The organism is Falsihalocynthiibacter sp. S25ZX9, from assembly GCF_041205405.1.
GTDB classification, from domain to species: Bacteria; Pseudomonadota; Alphaproteobacteria; order Rhodobacterales; family Rhodobacteraceae; genus Falsihalocynthiibacter; species Falsihalocynthiibacter arcticus.
Genome location: NZ_JBGFCD010000181.1, coordinates 1 through 318, shown reverse-complemented (window position 1 = coordinate 318; position 318 = coordinate 1). Strand labels below are relative to the sequence as shown.

Annotated in this window: 1 protein-coding gene; it reads right to left on the bottom strand. The window is 52.2% G+C overall.

Features of this window, described 5'->3' with window-relative positions; translation table 11 throughout:
* Positions 1–318 (bottom strand): isocitrate/isopropylmalate family dehydrogenase (locus AB9F29_RS21810; RefSeq protein ID WP_369757235.1); only part of this gene is annotated, 318 nt, incomplete at both ends.

Here is a 318-nt window from a genome sequence, read left to right as displayed (position 1 = left end):
GATGGGCTTTGTCCAGCCGGGAACAAGGCGCGGCACGTTTTTGCAAATGATCGGTTGGCGAAACACAACGCCACCCAGAATGTTGCGGATCGTGCCGTTGGGGGAGCGCCACATTTCATTCAGGCCAAATTCCTCAACCCGCGCTTCGTCGGGGGTGATGGTCGCGCATTTGACGCCAACGCCATATTTCTTGATAGCTTCGGCAGAGTCGATCGTGATTTGGTCATTGGTGTCGTCCAGCGACATGATGCCCAAATCATAGTATTTGAGATCAATATCGAGGTAGGGCAGGATCAACTTGTCTTTGATGAATTGCCA